The following is a 15,484-nucleotide window of genomic DNA, read 5'->3' as shown; positions in this document are numbered from 1 at the left end:
TCAATTGGCTTTCGCGCCCACCATGGCGACAAGCTTCGCCATGTTCTCGCTGCTCTCCTTCAGCACATCACCCAGAGCCTCCGGAGTCATCGGTTTGGGATCGATGCCCAACACGGTAAAACGCTCCAGCACGTCCGCGTTGCGCAATATCGGACCAACAGCATCATTTATCCTGTCGATAATGGGCCGCGGAGTACCGGCAGGAGCCAGCAAGGCAAGCCAAGTGTCATACTCGTAGCCAGGCAGGCCGCTTTCGGCGATCGTAGGAACCTCGGGCATGAACCTGCTGCGTTCGGCGGTAGTGACGGCAAGCACGCGCACGCGCTTGTCGTTGAGGAACGGCATGATCGCAACATTGGCTCCGATCATCGCATGACCGCGCCCCGACAGAACCTCGGTAATGGCGTCTCCTGTGCTTTTGAACGGCACATGGATCATGTCGAGGTCCGCCATATCGACCAAAAGCGCCATGGCCAGATGGGTATTGCTGCCGATGCCCGCGGAGGGATAGGCCAGCCCTTTCTTCTCTCTGGTATAGGCTATGAATTCCTCCACCGTGTTCACCGGCAGTGCGCTGTTCACCATCAGCGCGTAACCGCTGCTGGCAATCGACGCAACTGGAGCGAAGTCCGTGATAGGGTGGTACGGCAGGTTGGAATACATGGCTCCGCTGATGGTGTGATTGGCTCCGGTTACAAGAATCGTATAGCCGTCGGCGGGGGATCTGGCTACCGAGGCGGTTCCGACGGAGCCTCCCGCGCCAGGGCGGGCTTCAATTACGAATGGCTGCCCCAAGGCTTCGCCCAGCTCATTCACCATTGCCCGCATCATGGAATCCAGTATTGAGCCGGCGCCGAAGGGAACCACCAATCGTACCGGCTTGGCCGGCCAGGACTGCGCTCTGGCCGGGCTGCAGGCTAATGCGCCTGCAATGAGCGATATGCCGAACAGGGTGATATCGCGGCGCGTAACATTCACGCGATCAGAAGTATCATCATTCATGGAGTCTCCATACTGTTGTAGTTGTAGAAGTTGTTGAAATAACCTGATGCCGCGCGAATGGATTGGGGCAGTTCGCACTGCCGCCAATCCAGAAAAAACTTATGCGGCAGCCACTTCCGGAAGTCTCGGGAACTGCGCTCGCAATTCCTCATAGACTCGGAAGACATCGTCCGCCCCGCCATCCGCCGGGGCAACGTTGTCGGCCAGGCGGCTGAACAGATGATGCTTGACGAAGTGAGCCCAAGACACAGGAACGACGCGCGCGATCTCGGTAAATGCTGCATAGCGCTGTCGTGTCCAGACGCTTTCGAAGCGGCTGCGGCCCGGCCCGAAATCGTAATGCCCGTCAGTGCGGGGGGCGCGACTGCTGCGAAGAAGGCTGGTGGCCTGCGCGTCGATCTCCAGATCGGGAGTGATCTCCACACCATATTCGGACCTTGCCTTTTCGATCGATACGAAGCCGCAGCGCACATCATGCAGCACCTTCTCGGACGAGCGTTTCAGCGGATCCCCATACCCTCCTCCGCCCGGTCCCTGGACTCGAATCACATCGCCTGGCGAGCATGGCACGACATCGATATTGCGCAGCTCCACCGCAGCAGGCGTATCGGGATTCTTGATGAACCGGGAGTTCGCTCCAGCCTTGCCGCCTAACACTCCCCAGGCGGCAAGGTCCGTCCGGTTGCGGTTGCGCGCAGTGACGACTGCATTGGGCGACAGGACGCGGAACTCCATGGTTGCCGCGTTGCCTCCTCTTTGCTCGCCAACGCCTCCTGTATCGGGCACGAGGCCATAACGGAGAATCTCGATCGGCACTTCCGCCTCGTTGATCTCCACCGGGGTATTCTTCAGGAAAGCCGAATTCGCGCCGCAGCCCTCGACACCGTCACGCTCGGGGCCGCCGCCCGCTCCGCCGCCGCACGGACCGATGGACGACAGCGCTGGCCGGCCGTCGGCCGACAATGTCTTGACGTTGAGATTGCTTGAACCGCCCGCCGGGCAGGCGGGAAGCAGGTGCGGGACCACCTGGCTGAAAACACCGAAAGTGCAAGCCTGTATCACCGCTGTCGTCAGGCTCCGCATGCCTACGGCGGCGGGGTGCTCGGCATTCAGGACCGTACCTTTGGGGAGAATCGCCTTGCAAGGCTTGACGGATCCGGCGTTCAGCACATGCAAAGGGGCCAGGCTGTGCAATACATATACCAGGCCCACCGTCACGATCGAGTGATGAGGGTTACCGCCCGTGGGAACATTCAGGGCCGAAGCCACTTGCGGATCACTCCCTGTGAAATCCAGCTCCAGCTCGTCCCCCTTGATGCGCAGCGTAATGGCGATACGGCAGGGAAATCCGTTGGGCGAATCTTCGTCCGCGTATTCCGAAAAGAAATACTCGCCATCAGGCATGCTGCTGATCAGACTGCGCGTCTGCTCTTCGGCATAGTCCAGCATGCGCTGCGTCCCCTCCATGAATACATCCACGCCAAAACGGTCGACGATCTCGTGTACCTTCTTCTCTCCGGTGTTCAGGCACGCAATCTGCGCATTCAGGTCGCCCCGGTTCAGTTCCGGCGCACGGACATTCGTTTCCAATATGCGAAGAATGTTCTCGTCTATCGCCCCATCCCGGATCAGTAGCATCGGCGGGATACGAATGCCCTCCTGGTGGACTTCAGTCAGGGCACGCGACAGTGAGGCGGGCACGGCCCCGCCCATATCGGTATTGTGAAGGTGGCAACCCAGGAAGCAGACCAGCTTGCCCTCGCGAAAGACCGGCTTCCACAGATGCATGTCCGGCGTATGCGTCGCCACGAAACCGCTGTAGGGGTCGTTGGTCAGGTAGATATCTCCTTCACGATAATCGTCGAACATACGGATGACCGGTCCGTAATCGAGTCCTGTATACCAAGTGACGCCCAGCGTCCGCGGCGAAGCGAAGGTCTGTCCATCAGGCGTCATGATCTGCGCGGAAAAATCCTCAGTCTCCTTGACGAAGCTTGAGTAAGCGGTACGCATGATGGTGTAGCCCATGCTTTCGGCCGCTGCCGTGCAATGGTTGGCCAGGACCTGGAGTTGGGTGTTTTCGATGGGCATGCTCAGACTCCCCGGGAAATTCGCAGATTCAAAAATTCATCGACCACGCAGCGATAGCCGGGCAGGATGACGGTCGTCGTATCATCCTGCGCCACGATGGCGGGGCCATCGAAGCGCATGCCCGGCAAGGCATTCGCCCGCGAATACAGCGCAACCTCGCGAAAAGCTCCGTCCATCCAAACCGTGACGGGCCGTTCCGGAGCAACGATGCCTTCCGTCATTTCATGACGCTTGAATTGGGGCTTATGCTTGCGGCCCGTGGCAAGCACGCGCAGGCTGACTACCTGAACCGCCGCGGTTTCGTCGGCATAACCGTAGATCTTGCGATGCTGCCGGTGGAAGGCCGCGGCCATGCCCTCGGCATCGCCGCACTCGGCCGGCGTGAGCGGTGTTTCGACTTCGAACGATTGGCCCCGGTAGCGAATTTCCGCCGAGTAGGACAGGAGCGCGCCCTCGGTATCGCCTTGCTCCTTGCGGACCCATTCCAGGGCGCGTTGGCTGAGACCGGCATATTCCTTTCGGATAACGTCCATGGAGGCCACATTCAGGTCCATGTACACAGTTTTCAAGAAGTCATTCTTCAAGTCGGCGATCAGCCCGCCCAGGGCGCTAAGCGTACCGGGAGCACGCGGGACCACTACCTCTTTTACGTTCAGTTCGCGGGCAAGATAGCAGGCCATCATCGGGCCGGCCCCTCCGAACGCCATGATCGAGAATTCGCGCACGTCGATGCCATAACGGGAAACCAGCCCGCTGACTTCCGCATACATGCCGGATACGGCGATTTCGATAATCGCTTCCGCTGTCTTCTCGTTGGTGATTCCCAGCTTCACGGCCAGGTCCGCCACCGCCTTGTCTGCGGCGTCGACATCGACCGAGACTGCCTGGTAGCCAAGCGCGGAATGCCCCATCAGACGGCAGGCGACGAATGCGTCGGTGATCGTTGCTCTTTTGCCGCCCTTGCCATAGCATGCGGGACCTGGATGCGATCCCGCGCTTTCGGGACCGACCTTCAGCACCCCCTGATCGTCGATCCAGGCGATAGACCCTCCGCCATCGCCCACGGACGACACCGAGACGGACGGTATATGTATCTGGAACTCTCCGATCAGTTCGCCGACCCCGTACTGCGGCAAGCCATCGACAATGACTGCAATATCCGCGCTCGTGCCGCCGATGTCGAGGCTCAGACAATGCGAGACGCCGCAGGACGCTGCCAGATGACTGGCACCGATCACACCTGCAGCGGTTCCGGAGAGAATCATCTGGACGCAGTCGCTTTTGCCCTGCTCCGCGCTCATGATTCCGCCATTGGACTTGGTCAGCTGGGGCTCGGCCGATACGCCGACCTCCCTCAATGCTTTCTGCAGCGAGCCGAGGTAGTGCGAGACACGGGGCTGCACATAGGCGCCGATCACCGCCGTGATCGTCCGCTCATACTCCCGGATGATGGGCCACGTCTCGCTGGAGCAAAACACTGGCAGTTCCGGGGCTAGCGAGCCGGCGATCTCCTTCGCGCGCAATTCATGCCCGGAGTTGCGATAAGCATGCAGAAAAGCGATGACGATGCCCTCGGCGCCGGCCACCCGCGCCTTTTCGACGGCTTCGGCCACGCTGTCTTCATCCAGTGCGGTCCTCACGCTGCCGTCGGGAGCGATCCGCTCGTCGACGCCGAAGACCATATCGCGCGGGATCAAAGGGTCGGGCCGGCGCGACAGCAAGTGATACATGTCCACCGTCTTGAGGCGGCCGAGTTCCAGAACATCGGAAAAATTCCGCGTCGTAAGAAGCGCTAGACGCAGCCCCTTGCGTTGAATGACAGTATTGATGCCCACCGTCGTGCCATGGGTGAAGTAACTGATCTCGCCAGGCTGGATGCCATAGCGCTCGCCCAGCATCTGAATGCCGGCGATCACCTCCGAGCCCGGCTCATCCGGCCTCGAAAAAACCTTCATGCTGCTGATCGTTTGGGTGCCCTCGTCATACACCGCGAAATCGGTAAAAGACCCTCCGATGTCGACGCCTACTCTATAGCCCATGGTCTTTATTTTCCCTGAGTGGTTTGCGATGGAATGTACTATACTGAGCTGGATTCAGGCTGGTCCATGCAAATAAATCCATGAGCAATTCATTTTTGGAATGAAGGTTTCATCAAAGAGAAAACTGCCTCCGATTGCGAACATGGAAGCATTCATCATGGTCGCGCGTTCGCGCAGCATCACAGTGGCGGCGGAGAAGCTTTTTCTTTCCCAAGGCGCAGTCAGCCGGCAGATCCTCGACCTGGAGAAATTCGTCGGGGTCAGTCTTTTCTCCCGCGGCTCGAAAGGCCTCGAGCTCACAACCGCGGGGCAGCAACTCGCCGCAAAAATACAGCCTGTGCTGTCCCAGCTCGAAGAAGTGTTCGCCTCGCTAAAATCGCCGGGACGCGAAACCCTCAACATCTCGGCAATGCCAAGCTTTGGCCTTGAGATCATCAGCCCCGCAGTCAACGATTTCCTGCAAAGAAACCCGCAATACCTGATCAACTTCCTGACCACCGTGGGCGATGTCAATCTGGAGGAAGAAGAATTCGACGCCGCAATAGTCCTGGGCGAGCCGCGATCCAGGGACGGCAACCCCGAACTGCTCTGCACGCCGTCGTACTTTCCATACATTTCGGCGGACTTGGCGCCATGCAATCAGGCGGTTGACCATTCAGTTCTATATCAGCACAAGCTGATCGGGCAACTGCGGCATCCGGACGCATGGCCCGAGTATTTCGAACAGCTCGGCCTGGTTTTCTCACCTGATATGGTCGGCGGCAATCACTCGATGCTGACTACGTCTGCGCAGGCCGTCCTGCAAGGCACCGGTGTCGCGCTCCTGCCCGAATACATAGTCCATAAGTATGTCATGGACGGCAAAGTACGCCGCATCTGCGACACCCCGTATCTCCCGCGCTGCTCGTCCTACTATCTGGTATCGAAGAAGAGCGTTCGCGAACGACTGATCTTCCTGGAGTTCCGTTCGTGGCTTATGCAATTGTGTTCCGCATTGGACAGCGCCAGACCCGCCCGGCACCTCTGACACATCCGTGCCGTCAGTCTGCACAGCTGCGATAACGTAGCCTGTCGTGACGGAACGCGGGAATAATGGGCCGAAGCAGCCCGTCGAGCGCGCAAGGAGAAAGCGCGCATGGCATGGGAGAACCCCAAATACTGGATGGATATGGCGCGACCGACAGGAATCGAACCTGTATCAAGAGCTTCGGAAACTCCCATTCTATCCATTGAACTACGGTCGCCAAGCCGGCTATTGTAGCGTGATTCGTACAAAATATTCCAGCACCCGTCGACTATGCACCGCAATATATTGCTTAGGCATGCCGCATGGCTGAAGACTGGCCTATAATCCCGCAGTGAGCATGGTGCGGCCCGGGGCCCGGAACACTCTGGCACACAAGGCACAATACGAAGAATGGCGCCGCTCCGCTCCTGACAATCGCCGCCTGCACTACGAACAGGCACAAGACAAACCAGCAGGATCAAAACATGAACCAAACGGAAGCTCATACTACCGAAGAAGAACACAGCGCGCCGATCAAGACCCCGAGGCAACTCATCGCCACCGTCGTGCTGGCGTTTATCATTCCGGTCGTCGTCATCATCCTCCTGGTCAATCTGGTCGTATCGAGTTCGCGCATGGGCTCCGGTTCCGATGCGCTGTCGCCTGAAGCCATCGCTTCACGCATCAAGCCCGTCGCCAATTTCGCCCTGGTCGACGCCAATGCGCCCAAGGAATTCAAGACCGGTCAGCAAGTCTTCGAATCCACCTGTACCGCCTGTCACGCAGCCGGCGTAGCCGGCGCGCCCAAGATGGGCGACAACGCCGTGTGGGCTCCGCTGATCGCATCGGGCATGGACGCCATGCTGAAGATCGCCATCGAGGGCAAGGGCGCTATGCCTCCCAAGGGCGGCAACCCTGCGCTGGACGACTTCGAAATCGCACGCGCCGTCGTCTACATGGCGAATCAGTCTGGCGGCTCGCTCCCCGAACCCGCGGAACCCGGCGGCGATGCCGCTCCCGCAGAAGCCGCGCCCGCCGAGGCCGCTCCGGCCGAACAGCCCCAGGGCGGCAGCGACGCTCAAGCTCAGCCGGAAGCTGCGGAAAGCAAGTAAGTCCCCCCCGGCATACAGATCCCGCCTGCAACAGACACGCAGGCCGGCATGAAAATGGCGCCTCTGGAAGGCGCCATTTTTTTAATGGGCCAGCATCACCCAGCCCACACAGGATACGAGGCGCTCAGCCCTTCCCCGCCAGCACCCTGATTTCCTCTTCCGCCAGGCCCAGCACGTCCCGAAGCACCTCTTCCGTATGCTGGCCCAGCAAAGGCGGCGCATTGCGGTATTGGACGGGCGTATCGGACAGGCGCAGGGGGCTGGCGACGGTCGGCGCGACGCCCGCCGCCGGATGCGGCAGTTCCTGCCGCAAGCCGCGCGCCCGCACCTGCGGATCTTCGTAGACGTCCGCCAGGGTATTGATCGGACCGGCAGGCACGCCCGCCGCCTCCAGTGCGCCTAGCCAGTGATCCCTTGCCTTCTGCTTCACGGCGGGCGCCAGAATGGCGATCAGCGCGTCCCGGTTTCCGACGCGATCCGCATTGCGCGCGAATCTGGCGTCCTGCGCCAGCTCGGGCCGGCCCAGCACGGCGCAGCAGGCAGCGAACTGCGTATCGTTGCCGACGGCGATGATCAGATGGCCGTCGGAAGACTCGAACACCTGGTAAGGCACCAGGTTCGGATGCGCATTTCCCATGCGCCGGGGCGCCTGCCCCGTCGTCAAGTAGTTCATGTTCTGGTTGGCCATCATGGCCACCTGGCAATCCAGCAGGGCCATGTCGACATGCTGCCCCAGGCCGCTGCGATGGCGCTCCTGCAGGGCGGCCAGGATGCCGACGGTGGCGTACATTCCCGTCATCAGGTCGGCCACGGCCACGCCCGCCTTCTGCGGCCCGGCGCCCGGAGCGCCGTCCGGCTCCCCAGTCACGCTCATGAGGCCGCCCATCCCCTGGATCATGAAATCGTAGCCCGGGCGTTTCGCGTAAGGACCGGTCTGCCCGAACCCGGTAATGGAGCAATAGATCAGGGCCGGATTTTCCTGGCGCAGGCTGTCGTAGTCCAGGCCGTATTTCTTCAGGCCGCCGACCTTGAAATTCTCCACCAGGATGTCGCTGCCGCGCGCCAATGCGCGCACCAGCTCCGCGCCGCGCTCCGTCGAAATATCCAGGGTGACCGAGCGCTTGTTGCGGTTGGCCGACAGGTAATAGGCAGCCTCCGAAGTGGACTCGCCGTCCTCCCCTTTCAGGTAGGGAGGCCCCCAGCCCCGGGTATCGTCGCCAGCGCCGGGCCTCTCGATCTTGATCACGTCGGCGCCGAGATCCGCCAGATTCTGCGTGCACCATGGACCAGCCAGCACACGGGTCAGATCCAGCACACGGATGCCATGCAATGGCGCATTACGCGAAGAAGACATCGGAACTTCACTCCAAAAACCGCCACGGCCCGGTCGTGCGCCATTTCGTGGCCATCTCATGAACATTTACGCCTTGCCGCTCCGCCCGCTGCTTCGCGAAGACGTCTTTCCAGCGTGATGCGGCCGATCCGGCAGTTTACCAGCATGCGCCAGTTGGCCATTGACGGTATGCTTGAACCGTCGCCTGCCACTCGGGGGAATCGTTCATGACGGACACGTTTGCCGCCACGCTGCAACGACAACTGGCCATTCCGGTCATTGCCGCACCCATGTTCATCGTATCCAATCCGGCGCTGGTCATCGCCCAGTGCGCCGCCGGCATCGTCGGCTCGATGCCGGCCCTGAATGCGCGGCCACAGCCGCTATTGCGCGACTGGCTGAAAACCATACACGACGGCCTGGACGCCCTGCGCGTCCGCAATCCCGGCGCGCCCATTCCTCCCTACGCCATCAACCACATCATCCATGCGTCGAACCCCCGGCTGCAGGCGGATCTGGAAGTGTGCGCGGAATTCCGCACGCCGCTGATCATCACCAGCCTGAGCGCCCCGGGCCCGATCATCGAAGCCGTGCACCGCTGGGGCGGCAAAGTCTTCCACGACGTCACCACGCTGCGGCATGCGCGCAAGGCGCTGGATGCCGGCGTCGACGGCCTGATCCTGGTCTGCGCGGGCGCGGGCGGCCACGCGGGCACGCTCAGCCCGTTCGCCCTGCTGGGCGAAGTCAGGCGCATCTTCGACGGGCCGGTCGTGCTGTCGGGCGCCATTTCCAGGGGAGACGACATCCTGGCGGCCCGGGCCATGGGCGCGGACTTCGCCTACATGGGCACGCGCTTCATCGCCAGCCAGGAGGCCAATGCCTCCCAGGCCTACAAGGACATGCTGGTCGAAAGCGCCGCCAGCGACATCGTCTATACCCCCTATTTCACCGGCATCCCCGGCAACTACCTGCGCGCCAGCATCCGCGCCGCCGGCCTGGACCCCGACGCCCTGCCGTCCACGCCCCAGCAGGCCAACCTCGGTCTCCTGGCCGATACGGACGCCAAGGCATGGCGGGACATCTGGGGCGCAGGCCAGGGCGTCGGCAATATACGCGGCATCCAGCCCACGGCGGACATCGTCGCCCAATTGACGAAGGAATACCGGCAGGCGCAGCACCGATTGGCAACGACACTCAGGAGCTGAACCATGATCCATCTCTCCAATAAAGGCAACTGGCTGGAAATCTCCATGGACCGCGCCGGGCAGCGCAACGCCCTGACGCACGCCATGTACGCCGAAATGACGGACGCCCTGCGGCAGGCCGCGGGCTGGGCCGAATGCCGCGCCATCATTCTGTCCGGCGCGGGAGGATGCTTCACCGCGGGCAACGACCTGACGGAGTTCCTGGCCTACGATCCCGATGCGCCCCATGCCGGCATCGCATTCCTGCACGCCCTGGCCGACGCGGACATTCCTGTGATTGCCGCTGTGGAAGGCCAGGCCGTGGGCGTCGGCGTCACCATGCTCCAGCACTGCGATTTCGTCCTCGCCGGCAAGAGCGCCTGCTTCCGCCTGCCTTTCGTCCCTCTGGGGCTCTGTCCCGAAGGCGCTTCGAGCCTGTTGCTGGCGGATATCGTCGGCCCCAGGCGCGCCGCGCAATGGCTGCTGACGGGCCAGCCTTTCGATGCCGCCGAGGCGCTGGAGGCCGGGCTCCTGACCCGTCTAGTCGAGGACGGCGCCGCCCTGCAGGCTGCCCGTGCAACGGCGGAACAGCTTGCCGCGATGCCCGCCGCCTCGATACGCATTTCCAAGCACCTGATGCGCGACTCCCGGCGCAATCCGGTCCATCACGCAATCGACAATGAATGGGAGTACTTCCGCCAGTGCCTGCAATCGGAAGAGGCCAGGAGCCGCATCCAGCAGTTCTTCGAAGGAAAGCCGGATCGAGGGCCCGCAGGGGAAGGCGGGGAACTCTGAGCCGGCCGGACGGAGAATGCAGTCTCCGATCCAGAATGATCGTTCCAGGCATCCGGGCGGGAAATGCGTGGCTTAGGGACAACAAATCCAGGGTGAATAAGCTTATTAGTAGAAACCCTAGGTTTATTTAGGGAAAACCCTTGCTTTTGGATTAGGGTTATCCCTATAATGCAGTTGTCAGCCACCCAAACCCAAAAGGTAAATATCATGTCGAACGTCTCCTACTCCTCCGAAGCCCGCCTCAGCGACTCCGTCGAGCGCGAAATCATCCGCGAGACTCTGGCAAACGGCGAATCCCTGTCCGCTACTTCCCTGCTGAAATTCGTTGGCAGCGGCATCGCACAGTGCTTCAGCGCCGCATTCAACTACATCGTCGCCGTCGCCGACGTGCTGAACGAAGCCCGCGCGCAAGATACGCGCAAGTCGCACGGCTACTGGTAAGAATCGCACCGGAGCAGAGCGCGCCATTGCGCTGGCCACTGGTGCCTCTGATCTGATCGAAGCCCGCCCCTGGCGGGCTTCATTATTTTTTGAGCAGCGCTTTGAGCATATCCAGCCGCTGCTTGGGACTGACGCCCGCATCCTCCGGCGCAGCCTTGCCGCCGCCGTCCAGCGCCATCTCCTTGATGAAGCGCGACGGCTCGCGCATGACATCCTCGCGGGCGCGCCTGCGCCTGCGACACCAGGTCAGGTGCAGCGTGCGCTGCGCCCTGGTGATGCCGACATACATCAGGCGACGCTCCTCCTCGATACGCTGCACGCGCTGCAGCTCCCCGGCCTCGCCCGGCAGCTCATCCTCTTCCCGGCCAGCGTGCGGCAATAGCCCTTCCTCGACTCCGGCAAGATAGACGTGGGGGTATTCCAGCCCCTTGGCGGCATGCAGCGTGGACAGCTTGACGGCATCCGGCTCCTCATCGTCGCCGCGGTCCAGCATGGTGACCAGCGCCACGTGCTGCGCCAGCTCCTTCAATTGCAGGCCGTCCTCCGTCGCCTTGCGCTTGAGCCAGCCCAGCAGCTCCAGCACATTCTGCCAGCGCGACTGGGCCGCGCGTTCTTCCTGCGTATCGAACAGATAGTTCTCATAGCCAATGGCGGCCAGCAGGCCGTCCAGCACCTCGGGTACCGGATCGCGGTTTTCCTGCAGTTTCTGGATGAAGGCCGCAAAGACCCGCAGGGGCTCGTAGTGCCTTGCGGCCAGCAGTTCCGTGGAACCTATCTCGAACACCGCCGCGAACATGGGCAGACGGCGCTCGGCGGCGAACTGGCCGAGCGTCTGCAGCGTGGCCTGTCCTATGCCCCGGCGCGGCGTCGTCACCGCCCGGATGAACGCGGGATCGTCCTCGTCATTGGCGACCAGCCGCAGATAGGCCAGTATGTCGCGCACTTCCGCCTTGTCGAAGAAACTCTGGCCGCCCGAGATCGTATAGGGAATGCGCAGATCCCGGAACGCCTGCTCTATGATCCTGGCCTGGTGGTTGCTACGGTACAGCACGGCGAAATCTCGCCACTTGGCCTGCCGCTCGAAGCGCGACGCGGACAGTCTTACGCCGATCGCCTGCGCCTCGGCCAGCTCGTCGTCGGCCGGCGATACCTGGATCGGCTCGCCCACGCCCAGCTCCGACCACAGCGTCTTGCCGAAGATCCGCGGATTCTTGCCGATGACATTGTTGGCCGCCGTCAGGATGCGCTGCACTGAACGGTAGTTCTGCTCCAGCTTGATCAGCTTCAGGTTGGCGTAGTCCTGCTCCAGTCTGGACAGGTTCTCCACCGTGGCGCCGCGCCAGGCGTAAATGGCCTGGTCGTCGTCGCCGACCGCCGTGAACATGGCCCTGTCGCCCACCAGCAGCCGCACTATCTGGTACTGGCACTGATTGGTGTCCTGGTATTCGTCGATCAGCAGGTACTGCACCCTGGCCTGCCAGCGGCGGCGCACGTCCTCGTCCGCCTCCAGCAATTGCGCGGGCAAGCGGATCAGGTCGTCGAAATCCACAGCCTGGTATGCCTGCAGCGTGGCCTGGTAACTGCGGTAGACCCGGGCGGCGTCCACCTCCTCCGGCGTGGCCGCGCCCGCTGCGGCGCGGTCGGGATCCAGCAGCGCATTCTTCCAGAGCGAGATCGTCTGCTGCACGGAGCGCAGCCGCCCCTTGTCGGTCGTGGCCAGCAGCTCCTGGATGATGGCCAGCGCATCGGTGGCGTCCAGGATGGAAAATGCCGGCTTCAAGCCGACGCCCTGCGCCTCCTCCCGCAAAAAGCGCAGTCCGAGCGAATGAAAGGTGCTGACCATCAATCCCTTGCTGAGTTTCCTGTCCACCAGCGCATGCAGGCGCTCGCTCATTTCGCGGGCGGCCTTGTTGGTGAATGTCAGCGCGACCACGTGCCTGCCCGCATAGCCGCATTCGCGCAGCAGGTAGGCCATTTTCTGGGTGATGACGCGTGTCTTTCCGCTGCCGGCGCCCGCCAGCACCAGGCAGGGGCCGTTCAGGTACAGGACCGCCTCGCGCTGCCTGGGATTCAGGTCTGCCGGAACGGTGGAGCCCACGGGCATCGTCGTCATTGCGCTTCCATCAGATTTCCAGCGGGTCCACTTCCAGGTGCCAGCGCACCTTGTGTTCCCGTCCGACCGCATGCAGCCGCTCGGACCATGCCGCCAGGAACGCCTGCAGCGCCGGCCGCTCCACGCTTTCGGCCAGCAATTGGGCCCGCTCCACATTCGCCACGCGCACCACGCGCAGCGGCACCGGATCATACAGCGTCACCCGGTCGGCGCACGGCATGCCTTCCTGCGCGCCGGCCTGCGCCAGGAACGCCAGGGCGGCGGAAAGCTCGCGCGCCTCGGCCGTCAGCAGCGCCTGGTGCGCATAGGGCGGCAGGCCGGTTTCCTCGCGCTCTTGCAGCGTGTGCCTCGCGAAGCCTTCGTAGTCGTGCCGCAGCAGGGCCTGGTAGACCGGCTGCTCGGGGTAGTCAGTCTGCAGTATGACCTGCCCCTGCCCCGCATGGCGGCCGGCGCGGCCGGACACCTGCATCAATTGCGCGAACAGCCGCTCGGGAGCGCGAAAGTCCTGAGCGAACAGCATGCTGTCGGCATTGAGTACTCCCACCAGGCCCAGGCGAGAGAAATCATGCCCCTTGGCCACCATCTGGGTGCCGACCAGGATATCGACCTCGCCCGCATGCACCTGGGCAAACAGCTCGGCGGCGCTGCCCTTGCGCCGCGTGCTGTCGGCATCGATGCGCGCAATGCGGGCGCCCTGGAAATACTCCCCCAGGACTTCTTCCACGCGCTGCGTGCCCCGCCCCATGGGCTTGAGATCCTGGTCGCCGCAGGAAGGGCAGGCGCGCGGCACCGGCGCCTGGTATCCGCAGTGATGGCACTGCAGGAAATTCCGGTAGCCCTTGCCGCGATGCAGCACCGTATGCGCGGTGCATCGCGGACACTGGCTGACCCAGCCGCAGGAGTTGCAGCGCAGCACCGGCGCGTAACCCCGGCGGTTCAGGAACACCAGCGCCTGCTCTTTCCGCGCCAGGCACTCGCCGATCGCCGTGAGCAGATGCGGAGAAAACCCGTCCTGCAGCTGCAGGCGCCGGGTATCGACCAGGCGGATGCCAGGAAGGCTGACATCCCTGGCGCGTTTCGTCAGCCGCAGCAGGTCATAGCTGCCATTGCTCGCCCGGAACCAGCTTTCCAGCGAAGGCGTGGCCGACCCCAGCACCACGGGGACGCCGGCGTCGTACCCGCGCCAGACAGCCAGGTCGCGGGCCGAGTAGCGCAGGCCCTCCTGCTGCTTGTAGGAGGTGTCGTGCTCTTCGTCGACGATGATCAGGCCGAGCTCGGGCAAGGGGGTGAAGATAGACAGCCGCGTTCCCAGCAGGATCCGCGCCTTGCCCTCCGTGGCGCGCAGCCAGGCATCCAGCCGCTCGCCTTCGGCCAGGCCGCTATGCAGGATCGCCAGCCCGTCCTCGCCCACCACGGGGGCCAGCCTGGCCCGTAGCGACTGCTCGAACTGAGGCGTCAGATTGATTTCCGGCACCAGGAACAAGACCTGCCTGCCCGCCGCCAGCACAGCGTTCGCCGCGTGCAGATAGACCTCCGTCTTGCCGCTGCCAGTCACGCCGTGCAGCAACAGGGTCCGGAACCCCTGCTGCGCCGCGATCGCCTCCGCCGCCCTGCGCTGCTCGTCGTTGAGCGACGGCGGCGCATCCTGCTGAACGACGGGTTGCGCCTTGCGCTTACGTTTGCGCAGCCTTGCCACCGGCCCCTCCGCCGAACGCTTGCCCTGGTAGGCCGATACCTTACGCAGGCTGGCAGGCAGGGACGGCAGCATGACTTCGCCCAGGGGACGCTGGTAATACCGGGCGGCAAACGCTGTCATGCGCAGCCAGGCGTCCGGCAACGGCGCGGTATCGGGCAGATATTGCTCTACATCCCGCACCTGGTCTTCCGGTGTATCCGGGTTGAGCGGATGTTCCACCACCACGCCTATCATCTTTCTCGAACCAAACGGAACGATCACGCGGCTGCCGACGGGAGCCTGGTCCGCCCTTCCCCTGTAGTCGAACAGGCCGCGCAGCGGTACGTCCAGCGCAACCCTGAGCCACCCCGCCGCGGTTCCGGCGGCATCAGGCTCCGGCCCGGAGCAATCCGGTTCGGGAGCCGAATGCGCTGGCCCGGAACCATCGACAGAGGCGGAGGTGACGCTGGAGTTCATACCGACTGACAGTTAAAGTGAATTCTGGCTAAACGGCCTAAGCTCCTATTCCATCTTGATGTTTGCACAGCCTGTGGATAACTTTGGGGAAAACCCCCGTAAAATCCTCTGGACAAACCAACAGCAGTCAGGACGGGCTTCATACGCTATGCGACAAGAATAAAATTATTCTTTTAAAAACAATGGCTTAATAAAAACACGCTGCTATCTTCAGCG

General features: G+C 62.6%; 11 protein-coding genes and 1 tRNA gene. 5 read left to right on the top strand and 7 right to left on the bottom strand.

The annotated features are described in order from the left end of the window. The 3 genes from EV686_RS09550 to EV686_RS09540 are packed head-to-tail and all read right to left on the bottom strand — an operon-like array spanning position 1 to position 5,132. Positions 1 to 1,080 carry a Bug family tripartite tricarboxylate transporter substrate binding protein gene (locus EV686_RS09550; RefSeq protein WP_132476256.1) on the bottom strand — a complete coding sequence of 360 codons (1,080 nt, stop codon included), beginning with the start codon at positions 1,078 to 1,080 and terminating at the stop codon, positions 1 to 3. Between the two features lie 21 nt (positions 1,081 to 1,101). Next, entirely contained in the window at positions 1,102 to 3,093 is a 1,992-nt protein-coding gene (locus EV686_RS09545) for a hydantoinase B/oxoprolinase family protein (protein ID WP_132476253.1), read from the bottom strand. Positions 3,094 to 3,095: 2 nt separating this feature from the next. Then, entirely contained in the window at positions 3,096 to 5,132 is a 2,037-nt protein-coding gene (locus EV686_RS09540; RefSeq protein ID WP_132476250.1) for a hydantoinase/oxoprolinase family protein, read from the bottom strand. Positions 5,133 to 5,274: 142 nt separating this feature from the next. On the opposite strand from EV686_RS09540, the gene EV686_RS09535 reads away from it, so the two are divergent. Further along, positions 5,275 to 6,159: a LysR family transcriptional regulator gene (locus tag EV686_RS09535; RefSeq protein WP_165972565.1), complete on the top strand. Its 885-nt coding sequence runs from the start codon at positions 5,275 to 5,277 to the stop codon at positions 6,157 to 6,159. A 142-nt stretch (positions 6,160 to 6,301) separates the two neighbouring features. Here the strand turns inward: EV686_RS09535 and EV686_RS09530 are convergent. Then, a tRNA-Arg gene (locus EV686_RS09530) sits at positions 6,302 to 6,376 on the bottom strand. A 247-nt stretch (positions 6,377 to 6,623) separates the two neighbouring features. Here EV686_RS09530 and EV686_RS09525 point away from each other — a divergent pair. Continuing rightward, on the top strand, positions 6,624 to 7,250 hold the full coding sequence (locus EV686_RS09525; RefSeq protein ID WP_132476244.1) for a c-type cytochrome: 627 nt from the start codon (positions 6,624 to 6,626) through the stop codon (positions 7,248 to 7,250). Positions 7,251 to 7,374: 124 nt separating this feature from the next. On the opposite strand, the gene EV686_RS09520 is transcribed toward EV686_RS09525, so the two are convergent. Continuing rightward, complete coding sequence (locus EV686_RS09520; RefSeq protein ID WP_132476241.1) at positions 7,375 to 8,604, bottom strand: CaiB/BaiF CoA transferase family protein; 1,230 nt, start codon at positions 8,602 to 8,604, stop codon at positions 7,375 to 7,377. Between the two features lie 206 nt (positions 8,605 to 8,810). On the opposite strand from EV686_RS09520, the gene EV686_RS09515 reads away from it, so the two are divergent. The 3 genes from EV686_RS09515 (at position 8,811) to EV686_RS09505 (ending at position 11,003) form a co-directional block, all read left to right on the top strand. Next, entirely contained in the window at positions 8,811 to 9,788 is a 978-nt protein-coding gene (locus EV686_RS09515) for an NAD(P)H-dependent flavin oxidoreductase (RefSeq protein ID WP_132476238.1), read from the top strand. Between the two features lie 3 nt (positions 9,789 to 9,791). Then, positions 9,792 to 10,562, top strand: coding sequence for an enoyl-CoA hydratase-related protein (locus EV686_RS09510; protein ID WP_132476235.1), 771 nt, complete (start codon positions 9,792 to 9,794; stop codon positions 10,560 to 10,562). A gap of 207 nt (positions 10,563 to 10,769) precedes the next feature. Next, the gene (locus EV686_RS09505; protein ID WP_132476232.1) at positions 10,770 to 11,003 is read left to right on the top strand and encodes a hypothetical protein; all 234 of its coding nucleotides are present in this window, start codon (positions 10,770 to 10,772) and stop codon (positions 11,001 to 11,003) included. 82 nt (positions 11,004 to 11,085) lie between these two features. Here the strand turns inward: EV686_RS09505 and EV686_RS09500 are convergent, their stop codons facing one another. Next, a complete protein-coding gene (locus EV686_RS09500; protein WP_165972564.1) occupies positions 11,086 to 13,116 on the bottom strand; it encodes a UvrD-helicase domain-containing protein in 2,031 nt (676 codons plus the stop codon). 10 nt (positions 13,117 to 13,126) lie between these two features. Then, complete coding sequence (locus EV686_RS09495) at positions 13,127 to 15,268, bottom strand: primosomal protein N' (protein WP_132476229.1); 2,142 nt, start codon at positions 15,266 to 15,268, stop codon at positions 13,127 to 13,129. Between the last annotated feature and the right edge of the window lie 216 nt (positions 15,269 to 15,484).

The sequence above is a fragment of the Paracandidimonas soli genome, assembly GCF_004342005.1.
Lineage (GTDB): Bacteria > Pseudomonadota > Gammaproteobacteria > Burkholderiales > Burkholderiaceae_B > Paracandidimonas > Paracandidimonas soli.
Note: the sequence above shows the minus strand (reverse complement) of the source record. Positions and strands in the feature narration are given on the sequence as shown.

What these genes read in the sequence shown, in the direction of transcription:
- EV686_RS09545 (WP_132476253.1), bottom strand. Translation starts at nt 3,093, where the DNA reads ATGCCCATCGAAAACACCCAACTCCAGGTCCTGGCCAACCATTGCACG.
- EV686_RS09540 (WP_132476250.1), bottom strand. Translation starts at nt 5,132, where the DNA reads ATGGGCTATAGAGTAGGCGTCGACATCGGAGGGTCTTTTACCGATTTC.
- EV686_RS09535 (WP_165972565.1), top strand. Translation starts at nt 5,275, where the DNA reads ATGGAAGCATTCATCATGGTCGCGCGTTCGCGCAGCATCACAGTGGCG.
- EV686_RS09525 (WP_132476244.1), top strand. Translation starts at nt 6,624, where the DNA reads ATGAACCAAACGGAAGCTCATACTACCGAAGAAGAACACAGCGCGCCG.
- EV686_RS09520 (WP_132476241.1), bottom strand. Translation starts at nt 8,604, where the DNA reads ATGTCTTCTTCGCGTAATGCGCCATTGCATGGCATCCGTGTGCTGGAT.
- EV686_RS09515 (WP_132476238.1), top strand. Translation starts at nt 8,811, where the DNA reads ATGACGGACACGTTTGCCGCCACGCTGCAACGACAACTGGCCATTCCG.
- EV686_RS09510 (WP_132476235.1), top strand. Translation starts at nt 9,792, where the DNA reads ATGATCCATCTCTCCAATAAAGGCAACTGGCTGGAAATCTCCATGGAC.
- EV686_RS09505 (WP_132476232.1), top strand. Translation starts at nt 10,770, where the DNA reads ATGTCGAACGTCTCCTACTCCTCCGAAGCCCGCCTCAGCGACTCCGTC.
- EV686_RS09500 (WP_165972564.1), bottom strand. Translation starts at nt 13,116, where the DNA reads ATGACGACGATGCCCGTGGGCTCCACCGTTCCGGCAGACCTGAATCCC.
- EV686_RS09495 (WP_132476229.1), bottom strand. Translation starts at nt 15,268, where the DNA reads ATGAACTCCAGCGTCACCTCCGCCTCTGTCGATGGTTCCGGGCCAGCG.